The following is a 17,350-nucleotide window of genomic DNA, read 5'->3' as shown; positions in this document are numbered from 1 at the left end:
CGTACGACACCGTATGGTCACGGTCGACGGCAGGCGCTCGACACGGACCGGGTCGGACCTGTGACAATGCCGGGAGAAAGTTTGCTGCGCCGTGGCGGCGATTCGAGGGGACTGTCCCCTCGACGCCGGGAGAACGAGGATGGGCACATGAGCGACTGGACTGCCTTCGGACGGGTGGACGAGGACGGCACCGTCTACGTCAAGACGACCGAGGGCGAGCGGGTGGTCGGATCCTGGCAGGCGGGCGCACCGGAGGAAGGGCTCGCCCACTTCGCCCGGCGCTACGCCGATCTGGTGACCGAGGTCGACCTGACCGAGGCCCGGCTCAACTCGGGCGCGGCTGATGCCGGCCACTCCCTGACCACGATCCGGCGGATCCGCGGTTCGCTGGCCGAGGCGCACGTGGTCGGTGACCTCGACGCGCTGGCCGCCCGGCTGGACAAGCTCGCCGTCGTCGCCGAGGAGAAGGCCGGCGAGGCCAAGGCGGCCCGCGAGGCCGCCCGCGGTGAGGCGCTGGCGCGCAAGACCGCCCTGGTCGAGGAGGCCGAGAAGCTGGCGGCCGAGTCGACCGGCTGGAAGACCGCCGGGGACCGGCTCAAGGAGATCCTCGACGAGTGGAAGACCATCCGCGGCGTCGACAAGAAGACCGACGGTGAGCTGTGGAAGCGGTTCGCCGCCGCGCGGGACGGCTTCACCCGCCGCCGGGGCGCCCACTTCGCCTCCCTGGACCAGCAGCGCAAGCAGGCGCAGACGGTCAAGGAGGAGCTGGTCGCCGAGGCGGAGAAGCTCAAGGACTCCACCGACTGGGGCGTCACCGCCGGGCAGCTCAAGGACCTGATGGCCCAGTGGAAGGCCGCGCCGCGCGCCGCCAAGGAGGCCGAGCAGAAGCTCTGGGAACGGTTCCGGGCCGCGCAGGACGAGTTCTTCAGCCGGCGCAGCGAGGTCTTCTCGGCACGCGACAACGAGCAGCGCGCCAACCTGGAGCGCAAGCAGGCGCTGCTGGCCGAGGCCGAGGCGCTCGACGTCGACGCCGACCCGAAGGGCGCCCAGGCGAAGCTGCGGGAGATCCAGGCGCAGTGGCACGAGGCCGGTCGCGTGCCCCGCGAGGCCGCGTCCGGGCTGGAGCGCCGGCTGCGGGCCGTGGACGACAAGGTCCGCGAGGTGATGGACTCGGCGTGGCGGCGTACCTCCAAGGAGGACAACCCGCTGCTGGCGCAGATGCGCGCCCAGGTCGCCGAGGCCGAGGACCGGCTGGCCCGGGCCCAGGCCGCCGGTGACGCCCGCCGGATCAAGGAGGCCGAGCAGGCGCTCGCGTCGAAGCGGCAGTTCCTCCAGCTCGCCGAGCAGGCCGGCTGACGCACGCACCCCGGCCGGGCAGGCCGGCGGACAGACACATCGGGTGAGCCCCCGGCCGTTCCGGCCCGGGGGCTCACCTGCGTCCGGGCCGGGTTGACGCATCGAGGCGGGCTGATCAGAATGAGCGGCGGAGCCAGGTTCAGGCACCGGCACGAGGGCACCGACGGCTGATCTCGCCGTCGACGGTCGCCGGTGCGACATCTCGCGGTTGGCCGTCCACACGACACGGCCCGGCGCGCGCTGCGCGCGTACTCGATGACGAGCGGGACGTGCCTCCTGGTCCTGCCGCCCGCGGCGCCTGCGCGGCGCGGGCATCCGAAGTGGAGCTCCCATGCACCGACGCACCGCCCTCGGCGGCGCCCTGACAGCGCTCGCCACCGCTGCGGCCGGCGTTCTCGTCGCCGCCGCCGTCTCCACCACACCGGCCGCCGCTGCGGCCGGTGGCACCGGCACCGGTTACCTGCACACCAGCGGCAACAAGATCGTCGACAGTACGGGCGCGACAGTCCGGCTGACCGGCATCAATTGGTTCGGGATGGAGACCGACAACAAGACGTTCCACGGCCTGTGGTCGAGCAACCCGTGGCGCGGCCAGCTCGACACCATGGCCCGGCTGGGCTACAACACGCTGCGGATTCCGTACTCGAACGACGCGCTCAAGTCCGGCGCGACAGCGACCGGCATCAACGACTTCGTCAACCCGGACCTGATCGGGCTCTCCCCGCTGCAGATCCTCGACAAGGTCATCGACTACGCGGGCAGCAAGGGGATGCGGGTCATCCTGGACCGGCACCGGCCCACGTCGGCCGGGCAGTCGCCGCTCTGGTACACCTCGACCGTCTCCGAGGCGACCTGGATCAACGACTGGAAGATGCTGGCCCAGCGGTACGCCGGCAACACCACAGTGATCGGCGCGGACCTGCACAACGAGCCGCACGCCGAGGGCACCAACCCGGCCGCCACCGGCGCCTGCTGGGGCTGCGGCGACACCGCCCGGGACTGGCGGCTGGCCGCCGAGCGGGCCGGCAACGCGATCCTCGGCGTGCAGCCGAACTGGCTGATCTTCGTGGAGGGGGTGAGCTGCCCGAGCGGCGGCCTGTCGAACGTCTGGGACAACGACCCCAGCAACGACGAGGACTGCGGCTGGTGGGGCGGCAACCTGTCCAAGGCCGGGCAGTTCCCGGTCCGGCTGAACGTGGCGAACCGGCTGGTCTACTCGCCGCACGAGTACGCCACGTCGGTGTACCGGCAGGCCTGGTTCGACGACCCGACGTACCCGGCGAACATGCCGGCCATCTGGGACAAGTACTGGGGCTACCTGTACAAGCAGAACATCGCGCCGATCATGATGGGTGAGTTCGGCACCACGCTCCAGGACCCCAAGGACAAGATCTGGCTGCAGAACCTGATGGCGTACACCGGCACCGGCGTGAACGGCATGTCGTTCACGTACTGGTCGTGGAATCCGAACTCCGGTGACACCGGCGGCATCGCCAACGACGACTGGACCACTATCAACCAGCCGAAGCAGGACATCCTCACGCCGTACCTGATCCCGCCGACCGGCGGTGGCGGCACCACCAGCCCGTCCCCCACCGGCACCCCGAACACCTCGCCGGCGCCCACGACCCCGGCGCCGACCACCCCGCCGCCGGCCACCGGTGGCTGCACCGCCACCTACAAGCAGATCAACTCCTGGGCGGGCGGCTTCCAGGGTGAGCTGACGGTCAAGAACACCGGCACCGCCGCGGTGAACCCGTGGTCGGCCACCTGGACCTGGCCGTCCGGGGTGACGCTGGCCAGCGGCTGGAACGCCACCGTCACGCAGTCCGGCACCACTGTGACGGCGGCCGCGCCGGGCTGGGCGTCGTCGCTGGCGGCGGGCGCGTCGGTCACCGTCGGCTTCACCGCCAACGGCACCGCCGCCGCCCCCGCCACGGTCAAGCTCAACGGCACCGCTTGCTGACCGTGCAAGGAAGGGCCCCTTATTAACGCCTGCGGTAGAGGAAGGGCCCCCTCTTAACACCGAGTGTTAAAAGGGGGCCCTTCCTTACACGGGGGCGGTCAGTGGGCGGCGCAGCCGCCGGTGGGGGCCGGTGACGGGGCCGGCGCGCCGATCGTCGGCAGCCCGAGCAGCACCCCGGGGGTACGCGGAACCTGTCCCGCCTCGGCCGCGTCACCGGCCCGGGTACGCCGGTGGGCCAGCGGCGCGCCGTCGGCGTTCAGGTGGTGCGGGGCGGCGTACGTGACAACTGTGTGCACGATGTCGCCGGGGCGGATCTGCCCGGCCAGCTCGCCGGTGGCGAAGTGCACGAGGCGGCCGTCGCGGGCCCGGCCGGACATCCGGCCGGTGCGCTCGTCCTTTCGGCCCTCGCCGACTGCCACGAGCACCTCGACGGTCTCCCCGACCAGTTTCTTGTTCTCCGCCCAGGTGATCTCCTCGACGCAGGCGATCAGCCGCTCGTAGCGTTCCTGCACCACCTGCTTGGGCAACTGCCCGTCCATCGTGGCGGCCGGGGTGCCGGGGCGCTTGGAGTACTGGAACGTGAACGCCGACGAGAACCGCGCCTCCCGGACCACGTCGAGCGTGCGGACGAAGTCGGCCTCGGTCTCGCCGGGGAAGCCGACGATGATGTCGGTGGTGATCGCCGCGTCCGGCATCGCCGCCCGGACCTTGGAGATGATCCCCAGGTAACGCTCCGACCGGTACGAGCGGCGCATCGCCCGCAGCACGTCGTCCGAGCCGGACTGCAACGGCATGTGCAGCGAGTGGCAGACGTTCGGCGTCTCCGCCATCGCGGCGATCACGTCGTCGGTGAAGTCCTTCGGGTGCGGGCTGGTGAACCGCACCCGCTCCAGCCCATCGATGTCGCCGCAGGCGCGCAGCAGCTTGCCGAACGCGTACCGGTCGCCGAACTCGACGCCGTACGAGTTGACGTTCTGCCCGAGCAGCGTCACCTCCAGCACGCCGGCGTCGGCGAGCGCGCGCACCTCGGCGAGGACGTCGCCGGGGCGGCGGTCCTTCTCCTTGCCGCGCAGGGAGGGCACGATGCAGAACGTGCAGGTGTTGTTGCAGCCGACGGAGATCGAGACCCACCCGGCGTACGTCGACTCGCGCCGGGTCGGCAGCGTGGAGGGGAAGACCTCCAGCGACTCCAGGATCTCCACCTCGGCCGCGGTGTTGTGCCGCGCCCGGTCCAGCAGCGCCGGCAGCGAGCCGATGTTGTGCGTGCCGAAGACGACGTCCACCCAGGGCGCCTTGCGGACGATGTCGCCCCGGTCCTTCTGGGCCAGGCAGCCGCCGACGGCGATCTGCATCCCGGGGTGCTTGGCCTTCACGGGGCGCAGATGACCCAGGTTGCCGTAGAGCCGGTTGTCGGCGTTCTCCCGGACCGCGCAGGTGTTGAACACCACCACGTCGGGCTGCTCGTCGGCCTCGGCGGCGCGCACGTACCCGGCGTCCTCGAGGAGGCCGGAGATGCGCTCGGAGTCGTGCACGTTCATCTGGCAGCCGTACGTACGCACCTGGTAGGTGCGCGGGCTGCCCGCGGCTGCGGTAGTCATGACCCGGACAGCGTATCCGGGTGGAGCTGATCGGATCGAACGAGGAGGAGCCGTGTGCCGGAGCATCAAGACCCTGCGTGAGCCGTACGTCCCGGTGGTGACCGAGGAGGACATCCGCGCCGCCGCGTTGCAGTACGTCCGGAAGATCTCCGGATTCCGTACCCCGGCGGCGCACAACGCGGCCGCGTTCGACGCCGCGGTGGACGCCGTGGCCGCCGCCACCGCGACGCTGCTCGACCAGCTCGTGGTGCGGGGCCAGCAGCCGGCGACCCGGGACTGAGCCCGGGGCCGCCACGGCTCGCCGCCGGGCGGGGGCACGGCGGCGAGCGCCGGTCACCGCCTCCGGCCGGCGCTCGCGGTCAGGCGGCGGCGAGCGCCGGGGCGACCGTGTCGGGGGCCCAGCGGGAGCGGTGGCACTGCGACCAGCCCCGGCAGCGCGGGTCGGCCTGCGTGCAGAGCCGGTGGTGGCTGAGCACCTCGCCGTCGTCGGTGTCGGCCACGTCGAAGTGCACCGGGCGGATCGTGCCGTCCGGCGCGAACAGCAGGTGCCGGCCGGCGTCGAGGGTGTCGTCGCGCATCAGGCAGTTGCGGCCCAGCAGCCGGGCCAGCGCCGCGAGCGCGGGCAGCTCGGCCAGGCTCTCGGGCACGCCGTAACAGTCGACCACGGTGCCGTACAGCCCGGGCGCCTCCCACACGTCGCAGACCACCGCGTACGCGGGGAGCCGCATCGGGTCGGCGACGGCCATGGGCATCACCACCCGGCCGAGCGCCTCGGCCAGTGCCGGGTAGACCTCCACCGGCTCGCCGCCGTCGATTCTCCAGTTCCACAGCTCGGTCATGCCGCCTCCTCGCCGCGCTCGTTTCCACCGGCCTCCGGATCGGGCCCTACTGACGATGGTGGGGGGCATTTGCCCTCAGCCGGGCGCAAGTTACCGGTCTGTGACCATTCCGGGCAAAATTCCCTCGGGCGACGTTGCCCAGAGTAGCTGGAAGATGACAGTTTATCGGGTACGGTGCCGTGTTCGCTTTCCCGCCGCGCCCACCGGCGCGTTCAGCGAACCCGGATCAGGTGCTCCGAGGCCGGCAGCAATTCACCGATGACGGTCCCACCGGGCACCTCACCGGCGACCAGCAGGCCGCCCGAGGTCTGCGCGTCGGCCAGCAGCAGCCGCTCTCCCTCGTCCGCGTCGCCGAAGTCCGTCCACGGGTTGACCCAGTCCAGGTTGCGCCGGGTGCCGCCGCTGACGTACCCGTCGCGCATCGCCTCCCGCGCGCCCGGCAGGTACGGCACCGCCGCCGCGTCGATCGCCACCGTGAGGCGGCTCGCGCGGGCCAGCTTCGAGGCGTGCCCGAGCAGGCCGAAGCCGGTGACGTCGGTGCCGCAGCGGATGCCGGCGGCCACCGCCGCGCGGGCCGCGTCCCGGTTGAGCCGGGCCATCGACTCGACCGCCTCGGGGAAGCGCTGGCCGGTCTGCTTGTGCCGGGTGTTGAGCACGCCCACGCCGAGCGGCTTGGTCAGCGACAGCGGCAGCCCGGCCCGCCCGGCGTCCAGCGTGATCAGCTCCTCCGGCCGGACCACGCCGGTGACCGCGAGGCCGTACTTCGGGCTGTCGTCGTCCACGCTGTGCCCGCCGGCCAGGTGGCAGTTCGCCTCCCGGGCCACGTCCAGACCGCCGCGCAGCACCTCGCGGGCCATCTCCGGCGGCAGCACGCCGCGCGGCCAGCAGAGCAGGTTCAGCGCGACGAGCGGGGTGCCGCCCATCGCGTACACGTCGGAGAGCGCGTTGGCGGCGGCGATGCGGCCCCAGTCGTAGGCATCGTCGACCACCGGGGTGAAGAAGTCGGCGGTGCTGACCAGGCCCGTACGCTCGTCCAGCCGGACCACCGCGGCGTCGTCGCCGTTCTCCAGGCCGACCAGCAGGTCGGCGGAGCCGCCGGTCGCGCCGAGGCCGGCGACCATCGCCTCCAGCTCGCCCGGAGGGATCTTGCAGGCGCAGCCGCCACCGCGGGCGTAGTCGGTCAGCCGGATCGCGTCGGTCATCACCTCATGATCTCTGGCCAGCGCCTTCGGCGCCACTCGGCCCACCCGGACGGCGACAAAATTCGGACGTGCCGGTATGCAGGTGACCGGTGTTACCGCTCCGTGACCATCTGAGTTGCGTACTGCCACATCACCCCGCCTACAGTTGCCCAACCGGGGGTCGATCGACCCCCAATTCCGGCATGGACGACAGGGACGGTGGACGACGTGACGACGGGCGACCCGCTGATCGTGCTCGACGGGGTCAACAAGTGGTTCGGGCCGCTGCACGTGCTCGACGACGTGTCCCTCTCCGTCGGCCGGGGCGAGGTGGTCGTGGTGATCGGCCCGTCCGGCTCCGGCAAGTCGACGCTGTGCCGCACGATCAACCGGCTGGAGCCCATCGACAAGGGCACCATCACGTTCGACGGGCAGCCGCTGCCGGCCGAGGGCAAGCCCCTGGCCAAGCTGCGCAGCGAGGTCGGCATGGTCTTCCAGTCGTTCAACCTCTTCGCCCACAAGACCATCCTGGAGAACGTCACGCTGGGGCCGGTCAAGGTGCGCAAGGAGAAGCCGGCCGCCGCCCGCGAGCGCGGCCTGGCGCTGCTCGACCGCGTCGGCATCGCCAACCAGGCGGACAAGTACCCGGCGCAGCTCTCCGGCGGTCAGCAGCAGCGGGCGGCGATCGCCCGCGCGCTGGCCATGCAGCCCAAGGCGATGCTCTTCGACGAGCCGACCAGCGCGCTGGACCCGGAGATGGTCGGCGAGGTGCTGGACGTGATGACGTCCCTGGCGAGCGAGGGCATGACCATGGTCGTGGTGACCCACGAGATGGGTTTCGCCCGGCACGCCGCCAACCGGGTGGTCTTCATGGCCGACGGGCAACTGGTCGAGGACGCGCCGCCGGCCGAGTTCTTCGCGAACCCGCGCAGCGAGCGGGCCAAGGACTTCCTCTCCAAGATCCTCACTCACTGAGCGTCCGTAGTTGGAGTCGTCCCGGCGGCTCCGTCGAAGAAGGAGATTGAGTATGCGTTACAAGCGCGTGGCGGCGGTTGCCGCGGCGGCGACTCTGGCGCTCGGCCTGTCCGCCTGCGGTGGCGACAGCGACGACGAGGGCACCGGCGCCGGCAGCAAGGACTTCGCGGCCGGCAGCACCATGGAGCGGCTGAGCAAGGCCCAGAAGATCAAGGTCGGCACCAAGTTCGACCAGCCGGGCTTCGGCCAGAAGGGCCTGTCGGGCAAGCCGGAGGGCTTCGACGTCGAGGTCGCCAAGCTGATCGTGAAGGCACTCGGCATCCCCGAGGACAAGATCGAGTACGTCGAGACGCCGTCGAAGGTCCGCGAGGACGTCATCGTGAACGGCACCGTCGACCTGGTCGCGGCCACCTACACGATCAACGACAAGCGCAAGGAGCGCATCGCCTTCGCCGGGCCGTACTACGAGGCCGGCCAGAACATCATGGTCCGCAAGGACGAGGCGGCCATCACCGGCCCCGACTCGTTCAAGGACGGCACCAAGAAGGTCTGCTCGGTCACCGGCTCCACCCCGGCCGAGGAGATCAAGAAGTACGTCAAGGACGTCGGCACCCAGCTGGTGCTCTTCGACACCTACGACAAGTGCCGCGACGCCCTGAAGGGCAAGCAGGTCGACGCCGTCACCACCGACAACGTCATCCTGCTCGGCTACATCGCCAAGGACGAGGCGTCCTTCAAGATGGCCGGCGACAACTTCACCAAGGAGCCCTACGGCATCGGTGTCAAGAAGGAGGACACCGACTTCCGTAACTTCATCAACGACACGCTCGACAAGGCGTTCCAGGACGGCAGCTGGAAGAAGGCGTGGGACGACACCGCCGGCAAGTTCGGCGCCACCCTGGGCGACCCGCCCGCCGTCAACCGCTACTGATCCGCTAGATCCGGAGGGTGGGGAGGAAACCGACCCGTGAATGTGCTCATCGACAAGTTCGACGTCTTCGCGGGCGGGTTCTGGCTCACCCTCCAGATCTGCTTTCTCGCCGCGATCGGCGCCCTGATCCTGGGCGCCGTCGTGGCGGTGCTGCGAATCTCGCCGGTGCCGCCGCTGCGCGCGGTCGGCACCACGTACGTGAACATCTTCCGTAACCTGCCGCTGACAGTGGTGCTGTTCTTCGCCGCGTTCGGCCTGCCGGCGCTGGGCTCCAACGCCGACTTCCTGCGTATCCCGGGCCTGGATTCGATCTTCAGCCGGCTCGGCACCGACCTGCCCTACTTCCGGTTCGGCCTGATCGCGCTGGTCCTCTACACCGCCGCGTTCGTCTGCGAGGCCCTGCGCTCCGGCGTGAACGCGGTGCCGCCCGGGCAGGCCGAGGCGGCGCGTTCGCTGGGCCTCACCTTCGGCCAGAACCTGCGGCACGTCGTGCTCCCGCAGTCCTGGAAGGCCTCGGTGGTGCCGCTCGGCTCGGTCATCATCGCGATGATCAAGAACTCCGCGCTCGTCGGCTTCTTCGGCGTGGTCGGTGACCTCTCGCAGACCGCCGATCAGCTCACCTCCGCCGGCGGCTACCCCTTCATTCCGGTGGCGATCGGCATCTCCGTCGGATACCTGATCATGACGGTCCCGCTCGGCGCCCTGCTGGACCGGATCGAGAAGCGACAGGCGGTGGCCCGATGAGCCAGCAGACCAGCGTCCTCTACGACGTTCCCGGGCCGCGCCAGCGACGCGTCACGCTCATCAGCAGCCTGGTCGCCGTCGTGGTGGTGCTGGCCGGCGCCTACCTGTTCATCTACCGGCCGCTTGCTGACAAAGGCCAGTTCTCGATGGAGCTGTGGGGGCCGCTGGTCGACCCCTCGAACGAGAACTTCCCGCTCGTCTGGGACCGGATCGGGTACGGCCTCAAGAACACCCTGATCGCCGCCGCGCTGGCCATCGTCTCGTCGCTCGTCGTCGGCACCCTGCTCGCCGTCCTGCGGATCCAGCTCAAGAGCCTGACCCGGCGGCGCTTCACCGGAGCCGCCGCACCTGTGGCGTACCTGCTGCGCGGGCTGAGCTGGGTGCTGGCCGCCGTGACCCGGGTCTGCGTCGAGGTGTTCCGCGGCCTGCCGGTCGTCATCACCATCTTCTTCGTGGCGCGCGGCTTCCCCGAGTTCGGCGCCTCGTTCGACAACCTCTGGTACCTCGTCATCGGCCTGACCATCTACAACTCCGTGGTCATCGCCGAGATCCTGCGCTCGGGCATGGAGGGCCTGCCCTCCGGGCAGGCCGAGGCGGCCTCGGCGATCGGGCTCTCCCCGTTCCAGACCACCGGGCTGATCCTGCTGCCGCAGGCCTTCCGGATCATGCTGCCGGCACTGATCAGCCAGCTCGTGGTGGTGCTCAAGGACACCTCGCTGGGCTTCATCATCAGCTACGAGGAGACGCTCAACATCGGCAAGCAGATCATCGGCGTCCTGGGCAACCCGATCCAGGTGTACGTGGTGATCGCCGTGCTGTTCATCGCCATCAACTACTCGCTGTCGAAGCTGGCCCAGTACGTCCAGCACCGGCTCTCCCAGGGCCGCAAGAGCGCCGGCACCCCGGCGCCGGCCCCGCCACCGGCCGCGCTCACCTCGCAGGCCGAGGGTGCCGGCGGCGTCTGACCCGCCACACGTGAAAGGGCTGGCCGTGAACGGCCAGCCCTTTCGTGTTCCCCGGTCTAGCGGGCGATCTCGGTGACCCGGGACTCGCGCACCACAGTCACCCGGATCTGACCCGGATAGGTCAGCTCCTCCTCGATCTGCTTGGCCACGTCCCGCGCCAGCACCGCCGCGCCGATGTCGTCCACGTCGTCCGGCTTGACCATCACCCGGATCTCCCGGCCCGCCTGCATGGCGAAGACCTTCTCCACGCCCAGCTTGCCGGCCGCGATCTCCTCGATCCGCTCCAGCCGCTTCACGTACGCCTCGAGGCTCTCCCGCCGCGCGCCCGGCCGCCCGCCCGAGCAGGCGTCCGACGCCTGCGTCAGCACCGCCTCGATGGTCTGCGGCGGCACCTCGTTGTGGTGCGCCTCGATGGCGTGCACCACGTCCTCGCTCTCGCCGTACTTGCGGGCCACGTCCGCGCCGATGATCGCGTGGCTGCCCTCCACCTCGTGGGTGAGCGCCTTGCCGATGTCGTGCAGGAACGCGCACCGCTTGATCGTCGGCACGTCCAGCCGCAGCTCGGCCGCCATCACGCCGGCGATGTGCGCGGTCTCCACCAGGTGCTTGAGCACGTTCTGCCCGTACGAGGTGCGGTAGCGCAACCGGCCCAGCAGCGTCACCAGTTCCGGGTGGATCTCGGTGATGCCGACCTCGACCAGCGCGTCCTCGGCGGCCCGGTGGCACAGCTCCTCCACCTCCTGCCGGGCCAGGTCGTAGACCTCCTCGATCCGGTGCGGGTGGATCCGGCCGTCCAGGACCAACTTCTCCAGCGTGACCCGGCCGACCTCCCGGCGTACCGGGTCGAAGCAGGAAAGCAGCACCGCCTCGGGCGTGTCGTCGATGATCAGGTTGACGCCGGTGACCGACTCGAAGGCGCGGATGTTGCGCCCCTCCCGGCCGATGATGCGCCCCTTCATCTCGTCACCGGGCAGGTGCAGCACGCTGACCACGCTCTCCGCGGTCTGCTCGCTGGCGACCCGCTGGATGGCGTCCACCACGATGTTGCGGGCGCGCTGCTCGGCGCTGCCCCGCGCGTCCGCCTCGATCTCCCGGACCAGCAACGCGGCCTCCCGCTTCGCCTGCCCCTCGATCGACTCGACAAGCTCGGCGCGGGCCGCGTCAGCGGTCAGGCCGGCCACCCGCTCCAGCTCCCGGCGGCGCTGCTCCTCCACCTCGGTCAGCGTCCGCTCCCGCTCGGCCAGGGCTGCCTCCCGGGCGGCGAGCGCCGCGGTGGCGGCGGTGAGCTGCCGCTCCCGCTCGGCCAGCCGCTCCACCTCCTCGGTGTGCAGCCGTTCCCGCTCGTCCATCCGGGCGGCCCGGCGTTCCACCTCGGCCGCCTGCTCCCGGGTGGTGGCGGCCAGCACCGCCACCTCACGCTCGCCGCTGCGCCGCGCGGTGGCGCGCAGCTGCTCGGCGTCCGCCTCGGCCTGCTTGTGCGCGCGCTCCAGCACGGTGTCCGCCTCGGCGCGGGCGTCGTCGAGCACCCGCCGCGCCTCGGCCCGGGCCGCCTTCGCCTCCGCCTTCGCGGCGGCCGCCTCGGCCCGCGCCGCCGCGGCCGCGGACTTCGCCACGTCGATGGTGCTGTTGGCCTCGCTGGCGGCGGTCCGCAGCGCCGCGAGCGACTGCTCCTGCCGGTCCTTCTCCGCGATGAACGCCGGATCCTCCGGCGCGGGCGCCAGGCTGAGCCGCTTGAGGGTACGCACGCCGAACAGCACGGCGCCGACCACCACCACGACGAGCAGCAGCACCACCACGAGGAGAACGATGTCGAAGGCGCTCATCGAACCGCTCCGCCGGCCCGGCCGGCGTTGCCGGCTCGTCGATACCCGGTGGCCGGGCTGTCGCCCGCCGATGCGGGGTCGGGGCCGTGTGGCAGACCGCCGGTGAACCTGTGCCGCCCCGCCATGGCCGCCTCCCCCTGAACGTCGGCGCCGCAGGACGCGCGCGAAGGACACGCGCCTGCGGCTCTGTACGCCCGACCGGAGCGGCTGGTTCTGGGCAGCTTTCCGTCGGCGGTGACCCGCGAGGGGCACCGCTGGCGGCCGGTTGCAGTTGTCGGAGGCCCCGAAAGGTTCCGGAGCTTCCGTCAAGGGCCGGTGTAGCTGGCCAAAGTGATGCTGTTCTGTTACGAGATCTATGTTGTGCGCTTAGCCTGCGCTGGTCGGGCAAAGTGAGCCTGTATGGCGAGGCTAGGTCGCGAGGGGCCGTTCGGTCAAGAAGTCATGATCAAACCACCCGGACGGAGAGAAGTTGCAGCGTCACTCATTGGTGATCAGATGCCGGACAGGCCCGGACAAACTTCGCCGTCCGGCCCCACCACTCGCCGCTCCCGACCTGCTCAGGCCACCTCCCCCATCGACGCCGCGCACCACTCCCCCGCACGATCATGAGGTTGACGGGCGCGATCATGAAGTTGGCCTGGACAAAACGGACGGGAAGTGCCGTCAACTTCATGATCAACGGGGCAGGGGCGGTCGGGGTGGGTGGGTCAGTGGGTGGCGAGGGTGCGGGCTGTGGTTACCAGGGTGGCGTTGTCGGGGGCCTGGGTGCCGTCGGGCAGCAGCAGCGTGTCCTCCAGGCCGATCCGGGTGTGCAGACCCCGGCGGACCGCCTCGGCGTAGACCGGCCAGGTGGCGGGCCCCTCGCCGTGCAGCAGCACCGGCGGGCGCTGGTCGGGCAGCGCGGCGAGGATCGCCGCCGCGTCGGCGAGCGCCGTCTCGACCTGCTCGGCCATGCACTCGACCAGGATCCGCCCGGTCGGCGCGGACCAGCGGCCCCAGGCGTCGACAGCCGCCGGCGTCCACAGGCCGGCCTCGACCATCACGCCGCGCTCGTGCAGGGCGGCGGCGACCTGGGCCGCTCCGGGTTCGTGGGCGTTGACCGAGGCGAAGTCGGGCAGCACCGTCCAGGCGCGGACGGCGGCGACCCGCTCGGCCGGGTCCGGGACGATCCAGGCGCCGGTGCTCACGCCCACCGGCAGGCCGGGACGGGAAGCCCGGATGGCGGTGACCGCAGTGGCGATCACCGCCGGGTCGAGCGACTCGGCGCCGGTGTCGTCGCGCGGGTGCACGTGCACCGCCGCCACCCCGGCGGCCGCGCAGCGCACCGCGTCGGCGGCCAGTTCGGCCGGGGTGAGCGGCACGGCGGGGTGCTCGTCCCGCCGCCGGGTGCCGTTGAGACACGCCTTCAGCACGGTGTGCGCCTCCCCTCGGGACGGCGGCCGCGACACCGACCGCCGGTCGGTCAGTCGGTCGGTCAGTCGAGCCGGCGGGAGTCGAGATCGTGCTCGGCGTCGGCCAGCGCGTCGGCGTCGATGTGCTCGGCGAACTCGGCCGCCTCGGCACTCTGCGCGGCCAGCGCGTCCTTCACCGCCCGGATCGCCACCCCGGCCGGGTAGCCCTTGCGCGCCAGCATGCCGACCAGACGCCGGAACACCGCGTCCGGCTCACCCCGGGTGCTGCGCAGCTTGCGGTCCACCAGGGCACGGGCGGTCTCCGCCTCGGTCTCCTCGTCCAGGTCGTCCAGGGCAGCGCCGGCCACCTCGCCGTCGACGCCGCGCTGGCGCAGCTCGTTGGCGAGCGCCCGGCGGGCCAGCCCACGGCCGGTGTGCCGGCTGCTCACCCAGGCACGCGCGAAGGCGGCGTCGTCGACGATGCCCACCTCGTCGTACCGGTCGAGGACCTGCTCGGCGATCTCCTCGGAGATGCCGCGCCGGGCCAGCGCGCCGGCCAGCTCGGCCCGGGTACGCGGGCGCACCGCGAGCTGCCGAAGGCAGATCTCCCGGGCCAGCTCGGCCTCGTCGCGCGGCGGAGCCGGAGCCTCCCCTGCGTCGGACTCCGCCGCGCGATCACGGCGTCCCCGGCGGGGCCGGGGCGTACCTGTGGCGTCGCCCGTACGAGGAGGACTGGCATCCCAGCCCCGGCCCGTACGGGCGCGTCGTCCTGCCACGGGTCAGCGGATCAGAAGTCGACCGGCGGCAGTTCCGGGCCACCGGCGGCGTCGCCCGCACCACCGGTGCCGACGCCGAGCTTCTCCAGGATCTTCTTCTCGATCTCGGCCGCCACGTCCGGGTTCTCGCGGAGGAACTCGCGGGCCTTCTCCTTGCCCTGGCCGAGCTGGTCACCGTCGTAGGTGTACCAGGCGCCGGACTTGCGGATGATCGCCTGCTCCACGCCGACGTCGATCAGCGAGCCCTCGCGGGAGATGCCCTTGCCGTACATGATGTCGAACTCGGCCTGCTTGAACGGCGCGGCGACCTTGTTCTTCACGACCTTGACCCGGGTGCGGTTACCGACCACGTCGGTGCCGTCCTTGAGGCTCTCGATGCGGCGCACGTCGAGCCGGACCGAGGCGTAGAACTTCAGCGCGCGACCACCGGTGGTGGTCTCCGGGCTGCCGAACATCACGCCGATCTTCTCGCGGAGCTGGTTGATGAAGATCGCGGTGGTGCCGGTGTTGTTGAGCACGCCGGTGATCTTCCGCAGCGCCTGGCTCATCAGCCGGGCCTGGAGGCCGACGTGGCTGTCGCCCATCTCGCCCTCGATCTCGGCGCGCGGCACCAGGGCCGCCACCGAGTCGATCACGATGATGTCGATCGCGCCGGAGCGGACCAGCATGTCGGCGATCTCCAGCGCCTGCTCGCCGGTGTCCGGCTGGGAGACCAGCAGGGCGTCGGTGTCGACGCCGAGGGCCCGCGCGTACTCCGGGTCGAGCGCGTGCTCCGCGTCGATGAACGCGGCGATGCCGCCGGCCCGCTGGGCGTTCGCGACCGCGTGCAGCGCGACGGTGGTCTTACCGCTGGACTCCGGACCGTAGATCTCGACCACCCGGCCGCGGGGCAGACCGCCCACGCCGAGCGCCACGTCGAGCGCGATGGAGCCGGTCGGGATGACAGCCGTCTGCACGACGGGCCGCTCCCCCAGCCTCATCACCGAACCCTTGCCGAACTGCTTGTCGATCTGAGCGAGAGCAAGGTCGAGCGCCTTCTCCCGGTCAGGCCCTGCTGCCATCGTTGCCACCCCTGCCTTCGCCGGCGTCTTTCCTGAGCTTCGCGTCACGCGGGACACGCTAGGCGCTGGGTCCGACAGAAAACCAGCCGACGGGCCGTGAGCTGTGGACGAGCACCCCGCTGTGGACAATAGCCGAACAGGTGTACGACTGGGCAAGCGACACGCGGGATCGATGAAAAGGCTGCTCAGCGTAGTCGGGCGGGCACCCGGTCGGGGTACGCGGCGACCACGGCGCGCCACACCACGTGCGTTTGCTCACCGGCCGCGAGCGCCTGCTCGATGGTCCGCCCACCGAGCTGGGACAGCACCTGGTCCCGGGCGATGCTGGCCGCGTAGCCGGGCCCGAACGCCTCCTCGAGCCGCGTCCAGAAGTCGGTCAGCCGCACGTGTTCAGTCCTCCTCGTCGAGTGGCGCCGGGCCGGGACGGCGCAGCGCCAGCGCCACCAGCGGCACCACGGCGATCGCCGCCAGCAGGGTGAGCGTCGGGTACCCCACGGCCCGCATCACGAACCCGCTCGCCGCCGCCGCGCCCGCCCCGGCCAGCCCCATGAGCAGGTCGGACAGCCCCTGCACACCGGGCCGGTCGGCGGTCGGCACCGACTCCGACAGCAGCGTCGAGCCCGCCACCATCGTGCCCGACCAGCCCAGCCCGAGCAGCGTCAGCCCCACCGACAGCGGCGCCGTGTGGTGCCCGGCAGTGCCGGAGACCGCGCACGCCGCCAGCAGCAGCGCCACCCCGCCGAGGATCACCGGCCGCCGGCCCACCCGGTCGGTGAGCCACCCCACCACCGGCGACAGCGCGTACATGCCGGCGATGTGCAGGCTCAGCACCAGGCCGACCACCGGCAGCACGTCCTCGTCGGAGTGCCACTCGCCGAGGTGCACCGGGGTCATCGACATGACAGCGACCATCACCAGGTGCCCCACCGCGACAGCGGCGATGCCGAGGCGGGCGGCCGGCCGCCCGCGTACCGTGCGCCACGCGGCGACCATGCCACCGCGGCGGGTGACCGCCGGCGCGGCGCCCGGCGCCGGCTCGGCCGCCGCCAGCCGGCGCGCGGTGAGCAGCGGGTCCGGCCGCAGCAGGACCAGGAGTACGACGGCGGTCAGCGTGAACGCGACGGCGCTGAACGCGAACGGGCCGGACAGCGCCGGCAGGCCCCAGCCCCGGGTGGTGTCGTCGGCGAGCGCGGCGAAGTTCGGCGCGGCCACCGCGCCGATGGTGGTGGCCCAGACGACCAGCGAGAGCTGCCGCCCCCGGCGCTGCGGCTCGGCCAGGTCCACCGCCGTGTAGCGGGCCTGGAGGTTGGCCGCCGTGCCGCCGCCGAACAGCAGCATGCCGACGAAGAGCAACGGCACCAGGCGCGTCACGGTGGCGACCACCACCAGCACGCCGCCGACCGCGCCGACCGCGTACGCGAGAACCAGGCCAGGTCGCCGGCCACGCGCAGCCATGAGCCGGGTGACCGGGATGGCGAGCAGCGCGGCGCCGACCACCCCGGCGCTCTGCGCGAGCCCGGCCAGGGCGGTGCCGGCGACCCGGGCGGCGAGCAGCGCGCCCACCGAGATGCCGATGGTGACGCCGATGCCGCCGATGATCTGGGTGAGGAACAGCAGCCGGACGGTACGCCGCTGGATGCCGGCGACGTCGGGCCGGGGCGGGGCCGGCGCGGTCAGGTCGGTGGACATGCGCGCTCCTGGTGGGACGGGTGCCCCATCCTCCCGCACCGGCCCGCCCGGCCGG

At 71.7% G+C, this 17,350-nt stretch carries 15 protein-coding genes and 1 pseudogene; 7 read left to right on the top strand and 9 right to left on the bottom strand.

What is annotated here, in order from left to right; all coding sequences use genetic code 11:
- The first annotated feature begins 147 nt into the window (after nt 1-147).
- Both A8711_RS23740 and A8711_RS23735 read left to right on the top strand, forming a co-directional pair.
- Nucleotides 148-1,356 (top strand): DUF349 domain-containing protein, encoded by a 1,209-nt coding sequence (locus tag A8711_RS23740; RefSeq protein WP_064447113.1) that lies wholly within the window; start codon nt 148-150, stop codon nt 1,354-1,356.
- A gap of 331 nt (nt 1,357-1,687) precedes the next feature.
- Complete coding sequence (locus A8711_RS23735; protein ID WP_069089353.1) at nt 1,688-3,322, top strand: cellulase family glycosylhydrolase; 1,635 nt, start codon at nt 1,688-1,690, stop codon at nt 3,320-3,322.
- A 98-nt stretch (nt 3,323-3,420) separates the two neighbouring features.
- On the opposite strand, the gene miaB is transcribed toward A8711_RS23735, so the two are convergent.
- Nucleotides 3,421-4,920 (bottom strand): tRNA (N6-isopentenyl adenosine(37)-C2)-methylthiotransferase MiaB, encoded by a 1,500-nt coding sequence (miaB, locus tag A8711_RS23730; protein ID WP_069089352.1) that lies wholly within the window; start codon nt 4,918-4,920, stop codon nt 3,421-3,423.
- A gap of 52 nt (nt 4,921-4,972) precedes the next feature.
- Between miaB and A8711_RS23725 the strand changes: the two genes are divergently transcribed.
- Nucleotides 4,973-5,200, top strand: a complete 228-nt coding sequence (locus tag A8711_RS23725) for a DUF2277 family protein (protein ID WP_043325723.1) — start codon at nt 4,973-4,975, stop codon at nt 5,198-5,200.
- 79 nt (nt 5,201-5,279) lie between these two features.
- Here the strand turns inward: A8711_RS23725 and A8711_RS23720 are convergent, their stop codons facing one another.
- Nucleotides 5,280-5,759: a hypothetical protein gene (locus A8711_RS23720; RefSeq protein ID WP_043325725.1), complete on the bottom strand. Its 480-nt coding sequence runs from the start codon at nt 5,757-5,759 to the stop codon at nt 5,280-5,282.
- 212 nt (nt 5,760-5,971) lie between these two features.
- On the bottom strand, nt 5,972-6,961 hold the full coding sequence (selD, locus tag A8711_RS23715) for a selenide, water dikinase SelD (RefSeq protein ID WP_069089351.1): 990 nt from the start codon (nt 6,959-6,961) through the stop codon (nt 5,972-5,974).
- A 198-nt stretch (nt 6,962-7,159) separates the two neighbouring features.
- On the opposite strand from selD, the gene A8711_RS23710 reads away from it, so the two are divergent.
- The 4 genes from A8711_RS23710 to A8711_RS23695 are packed head-to-tail and all read left to right on the top strand — an operon-like array spanning nt 7,160 to nt 10,555.
- Nucleotides 7,160-7,915 (top strand): amino acid ABC transporter ATP-binding protein, encoded by a 756-nt coding sequence (locus A8711_RS23710; RefSeq protein ID WP_030504151.1) that lies wholly within the window; start codon nt 7,160-7,162, stop codon nt 7,913-7,915.
- 52 nt (nt 7,916-7,967) lie between these two features.
- Complete coding sequence (locus tag A8711_RS23705) at nt 7,968-8,846, top strand: glutamate ABC transporter substrate-binding protein (RefSeq protein ID WP_043325728.1); 879 nt, start codon at nt 7,968-7,970, stop codon at nt 8,844-8,846.
- Nucleotides 8,847-8,882: 36 nt separating this feature from the next.
- On the top strand, nt 8,883-9,590 hold the full coding sequence (locus A8711_RS23700; RefSeq protein ID WP_043325733.1) for an amino acid ABC transporter permease: 708 nt from the start codon (nt 8,883-8,885) through the stop codon (nt 9,588-9,590).
- A complete protein-coding gene (locus A8711_RS23695) occupies nt 9,587-10,555 on the top strand; it encodes an amino acid ABC transporter permease (RefSeq protein ID WP_043325734.1) in 969 nt (322 codons plus the stop codon). Before A8711_RS23700 ends, A8711_RS23695 begins: the two co-directional genes overlap by 4 nt.
- Before the next feature lie 56 nt (nt 10,556-10,611).
- Here A8711_RS23695 and rny read toward each other — a convergent pair whose 3' ends face one another.
- The 6 genes and pseudogenes from rny to A8711_RS23665 form a co-directional block, all read right to left on the bottom strand.
- On the bottom strand, nt 10,612-12,378 hold the full coding sequence (rny, locus tag A8711_RS23690) for a ribonuclease Y (protein ID WP_030504155.1): 1,767 nt from the start codon (nt 12,376-12,378) through the stop codon (nt 10,612-10,614).
- 707 nt (nt 12,379-13,085) lie between these two features.
- Nucleotides 13,086-13,790: a 3-keto-5-aminohexanoate cleavage protein gene (locus tag A8711_RS23685; RefSeq protein WP_069089520.1), complete on the bottom strand. Its 705-nt coding sequence runs from the start codon at nt 13,788-13,790 to the stop codon at nt 13,086-13,088.
- A gap of 62 nt (nt 13,791-13,852) precedes the next feature.
- The gene (locus A8711_RS23680) at nt 13,853-14,545 is read right to left on the bottom strand and encodes a regulatory protein RecX (protein WP_069089350.1); all 693 of its coding nucleotides are present in this window, start codon (nt 14,543-14,545) and stop codon (nt 13,853-13,855) included.
- Nucleotides 14,546-14,556: 11 nt separating this feature from the next.
- Complete coding sequence (gene recA / locus A8711_RS23675; protein WP_013284729.1) at nt 14,557-15,606, bottom strand: recombinase RecA; 1,050 nt, start codon at nt 15,604-15,606, stop codon at nt 14,557-14,559.
- A gap of 185 nt (nt 15,607-15,791) precedes the next feature.
- Nucleotides 15,792-15,992 carry a DUF3046 domain-containing protein gene (locus A8711_RS23670; protein ID WP_030504158.1) on the bottom strand — a complete coding sequence of 67 codons (201 nt, stop codon included), beginning with the start codon at nt 15,990-15,992 and terminating at the stop codon, nt 15,792-15,794.
- A pseudogene (locus A8711_RS23665) lies at nt 15,983-17,295 on the bottom strand (MFS transporter). The gene A8711_RS23670 and the pseudogene A8711_RS23665 overlap by 10 nt, the downstream one beginning before the upstream one ends.
- Between the last annotated feature and the right edge of the window lie 55 nt (nt 17,296-17,350).

Origin of the sequence: Micromonospora sp. II (assembly GCF_001709195.1) — a bacterium.
GTDB lineage: Bacteria > Actinomycetota > Actinomycetes > Mycobacteriales > Micromonosporaceae > Micromonospora > Micromonospora chalcea.
This window is presented reverse-complemented; position numbering and strand designations above follow the sequence as displayed.